Here is a 3,977-nt window from a genome sequence, read left to right as displayed (position 1 = left end):
TGACGACGGCGGCGGCCAACCTGGTCTGGGGGCACTCGGCGCTGGTGCGGCGACCTCCGGACCAGCGCTGGGAGACCCGCACCGACACCTGGCACCGGCACCTGCGACCGGGCGAGCCGGGCCGGGGGAGCACCCTCCTCGACGGCGGGGACGGCGGCCGGGACCTCGACCACGCGCACGACGAACTCGTCAGGCTGCACCTGGGCGCCTACGGGCCGGCGACCAGGCGGGACGTCGCGTGGTGGATGGGCGTCCGGCTGCGTGACGTGGACCGGGCGTTGGACCGGCTGGGGGACGCGGTGGTGCGACTCACCGGGCCCGGGGCCGCGACCTACCTCGACCTCGCCGAACCCCCGCGTGGCGGCTCCGACCCGGGGACGGTGCTGCTGCCGGAGTACGACGGGTTGCTGCTGGGCTACGAAGGACCTGGCCGTGGGCGGTTCCTCGACCCGCGGCACCTGCCCCGGATCTGGCGCCGGGAGAACGGGATGTTCTCACCGGGCTTGCTGCACGACGGCCGGGTCGTCGGGACCTGGCGCATGGTGAACGGCGGTCATGGCCATGGCTCACGGGTGGAGGTCATCCCGTTCGAACCCGTCGCGGGCCTGGACGAGCGGGCCGTGTCCTCGAGCGCCGCGGCCGTGGCGCTCGCACTCGCTCTGGAGCTGGACGACCTACGCGTCCTTGCCCCCGAGTGGGCCCGGCGAGCACTGGTCAGCCGCTGAGCAGGAAGTCGCTGAGCGGCCCGGTGCCGCCCTGCTGCCGGCAGTCCGCGACGGCGGCGTGGGTGTTGGCGCCCTGCATGCACTCGCGGAAGTCGCGGTTGAACGCGTAGGCGCCCGCCGACAGGGCCACCACGGCCGACAACCCCACCACCAGCACCAGGCCCACTCCCGACCAGAGGGTGGTCGCCCGCGGTGCGCCGTCGTGGTTCAGCAGCCGGATGGCCCGCACCGACTCGAACGCGGCCGGCACGAGGGCGACCAGCGCCACCGCCTGGTAGGGCATCGGCATCTCGGTGGCGAGGAAGCCGAGCAGCATGAGCACGGCGGCGCGACGGGAGTGCACGAGTCCGCGAGGCGCCTTGCGGCTCTCGCCGGTGGACATTCCTCACCCCCGTGCTCGGCGTTCGACTCGGGTCCGGAGCGCACCGGACCTTCGGATATCGTCTCTCATCGTGACGAGTGCCTCTGACACCGGGTCGGCCCGGGCCGGAACCTCGGGCACGCCCCACCCGATCGTCGTGCTCGTCTCCGGAACCGGCACCAACCTCCAGGCGCTGATCGACGCCAGCGCCGATCCCGCCTACGGAGTGCGGATCGCCGCCGTGGGAGCCGATCGCGACGGCATCGAGGGACTGGCCCGGGCCGAGCGGGCCGGCATCCCCACCTTCGTGCTGCGGGTCACGGACTTCCCGACCCGCGAGGAGTGGGACCAGGCGCTCGCCGACCGCGTCTCGTCCTACGACCCGGCGCTGGTCGTCTCGGCCGGCTTCATGAAGCTCGCCGGTGAGGCCTTCCTCGATCGCTTCGGCGGGCGCTACGTCAACACCCACCCCGCCCTCTGCCCGTCCTTCCCCGGCATGCACGGTGCCCGGGACGCCCTCGCGTACGGCGTGAAGGTCACCGGATGCACGTTGTTCGTCGTCGACGCCGGCATCGACACCGGCCCGATCGTCGCCCAGGTGCCCGTGCCGGTCGTGGACGGCGACACCGAGGAGTCGCTGCACGAGCGGATCAAGACGGCGGAGCGCAGCCTGCTCGTCGACTGCGTGGGCCGCATGTGCCGTCACGGATTCACCATCACCCAACGGAAGGTCACCCTCGCGTGAGCACCCAGCGTCCCTTGAAGCGTGCCCTCATCTCCGTCTACGACAAGACCGGCCTGGAGGAGCTGGCCCGCGGCCTGCACGAGGCCGGGGTGGCGCTGGTCTCGACCGGTTCGACCGCGGCCCGCATCGCGGACGCCGGGGTCCCGGTCTCGCGAGTGGAGGAGGTGACCGGTTTCCCGGAGTGCCTGGACGGCCGGGTCAAGACGCTGCACCCGAAGATCCACGCGGGCCTCCTCGCCGACACGCGAAACCCCGAACACGTCTCGCAGCTGGGCGAACTCGGCGTCGAGCCCTTCGACCTCGTCGTCTCGAACCTCTACCCCTTCGTCGACACGGTGATGTCGGGGGCGTCGCCCGAGGAGTGCATCGAGCAGATCGACATCGGCGGGCCGTCGATGGTGCGGGCGGCCGCCAAGAACCACGCCAGCGTCGCGATCGTGACCAGCCCCACGGCATACGCGCTCGTCCTGGAGGCGGCCCGCGGCGGTGGCTTCACCCTGGAGCAGCGGCAGCAGCTCGCGGCGGAGGCCTTCGTGCACACCGCGACGTATGACGTGGCCGTCGCCTCCTGGATGGGCAACGTCCTCACCGACACCTCGGGTGGCACCGGCTTCCCGGCCTGGGTGGGGGCGACCTGGGACAGGTCCACGGTGCTGCGCTACGGGGAGAACCCGCACCAGCGCGCGGCGCTCTACCGCAGCTGGGGCAGCGGCATCGCGTCGGCGGAGCAGCTGCACGGCAAGGAGATGTCCTACAACAACTACGTCGACGCGGACGCCGCGGTGCGGGCGGCGCACGACCAGGGCGACCAGCCGACGGTCGCGGTCATCAAGCACGCCAACCCCTGCGGCATCGCGGTCGGCGCGGACATCGCCGAGGCCCACCGCAAGGCGCACGCCTGCGACCCGCAGTCGGCCTACGGCGGCATCGTCGCCACCAACCGTCCGGTGAGCGTCGAGCTGGCGCAGCAGGTCGCGGAGATCTTCACCGAGGTCGTGGTGGCGCCTTCCTACGAGGAGGGCTCGCTGGAGGTGCTGACCCGCAAGAAGAACGTTCGCATCCTCCAGCTGCCCGCCGGCCGGGCGCGCACCGCGGACGACGTCGAGACGCGCCCGATCAGCGGCGGCATGCTGATGCAGGCCGTCGACCAGATCGACGCCGAGGGCACGGGCGCAGACGGGCAGCCGACCGGCGACGACCCGTCGCGTTGGACGCTCGTGTCGGGTGAGGCGGCCGACGGGGCCACGCTCGCGGACCTGCAGTTCGCCTGGCGCGCGATCCGGGCGGTCAAGTCCAACGCGATCCTGCTGGCTCACGACGGGGCGTCGGTCGGCGTGGGCATGGGCCAGGTCAACCGGGTGGACTCCTGCCACCTGGCCGTCCGGCGCGCCGGGGAGGAGAGGGCGCGCGGCTCGGTCGCGGCCTCCGACGCGTTCTTCCCGTTCGCCGACGGGCTGCAGGTGCTGCTGGACGCCGGGGTGCGTGCGGTCGTGGCACCGGGCGGCTCGAAGCGCGACCCGGAGGTCATCGAGGCGGCGCAGGCGGCCGGCGTGACGATGTACTTCACCGGCACCCGACACTTCTTCCACTGACCGTGCCCGTGCTCGATTCGGACCGCTTTGCTCGACTCGGACCGCTCTTGCGGGCGTCAGACGCGGCCCGGATCGAGCAAAGCGGTCTGAGGTGAGCACAGGCGGGGCGGGGGACCGGCTCTTCGGCCTGGCGCTGGCGGGAGCCGCGGCGGGCGGCGCGCTGATCGCGGTGCAGTCGCGGATCAACGGTGAGCTCAGCCACCGGCTCGGGCAGTCGATGGAGGCAGCGCTGTGGAGCTTCGGCTCGGGGCTGGCCCTGCTCACCGCCCTGCTGCTCGTCCCGGCCCTGCGCCGGGGGATGGCCCGCGTCCCTGCGGCGGTCCGGTCGGGTGAGCTGTGCTGGTGGGAGTGCATCGGCGGACTGTCCGGCGCCTGTCTGGTGGCGGTGCAGACGTACGCCGTGCCGCTCGTCGGCGTGGCCCTGTTCACCGTCGCGGTGGTCGGGGGCCAGACCCTCAGCGGGCTGGGCGTGGACCGGCTCGGGCTCGGCCCGGCCGGCCGCACCGACGTCACCCGGGCCAGGATGCTCGCCGCCCTGCTGGCCATCGTGGGGG

Annotated in this window: 5 protein-coding genes; 4 read left to right on the top strand and 1 reads right to left on the bottom strand. The window is 72.9% G+C overall.

Annotation, left to right across the window (positions count from 1 at the left end; all coding sequences use genetic code 11):
• A partial coding sequence (locus tag FRW57_RS18450; RefSeq protein ID WP_162529417.1) for a DNA glycosylase AlkZ-like family protein occupies positions 1–725 on the top strand: 725 nt, incomplete at its 5' end.
• Here the strand turns inward: FRW57_RS18450 and FRW57_RS18445 are convergent.
• On the bottom strand, positions 715–1,107 hold the full coding sequence (locus tag FRW57_RS18445; protein ID WP_162308098.1) for a hypothetical protein: 393 nt from the start codon (positions 1,105–1,107) through the stop codon (positions 715–717). The genes FRW57_RS18450 and FRW57_RS18445 overlap by 11 nt on opposite strands.
• 70 nt (positions 1,108–1,177) lie before the next feature.
• On the opposite strand from FRW57_RS18445, the gene purN reads away from it, so the two are divergent.
• From purN to FRW57_RS18430, 3 genes are all read left to right on the top strand, one after another.
• Positions 1,178–1,831 (top strand): phosphoribosylglycinamide formyltransferase, encoded by a 654-nt coding sequence (gene purN / locus FRW57_RS18440; RefSeq protein ID WP_238384448.1) that lies wholly within the window; start codon positions 1,178–1,180, stop codon positions 1,829–1,831.
• Positions 1,828–3,423: a bifunctional phosphoribosylaminoimidazolecarboxamide formyltransferase/IMP cyclohydrolase gene (gene purH, locus FRW57_RS18435; protein ID WP_137119803.1), complete on the top strand. Its 1,596-nt coding sequence runs from the start codon at positions 1,828–1,830 to the stop codon at positions 3,421–3,423. Before purN ends, purH begins: the two co-directional genes overlap by 4 nt.
• A gap of 91 nt (positions 3,424–3,514) precedes the next feature.
• Positions 3,515–3,977: DMT family transporter (locus FRW57_RS18430; RefSeq protein ID WP_162529416.1), on the top strand; the 463-nt coding region annotated here is incomplete at its 3' end.

It is taken from the genome of Segeticoccus rhizosphaerae, from assembly GCF_009192725.1.
In the GTDB taxonomy this organism is placed as follows: domain Bacteria; phylum Actinomycetota; class Actinomycetes; order Actinomycetales; family Dermatophilaceae; genus Segeticoccus; species Segeticoccus rhizosphaerae.
The sequence above is the reverse complement of the archived record's forward strand: the minus strand, read 5'-3'. Positions and strand labels throughout refer to the sequence as shown.

Bases quoted from the DNA above. Each gene is read 5' to 3' on its own strand.
- FRW57_RS18445 (WP_162308098.1), bottom strand. From the start codon at position 1,107: ATGTCCACCGGCGAGAGCCGCAAGGCGCCTCGCGGACTCGTGCACTCC.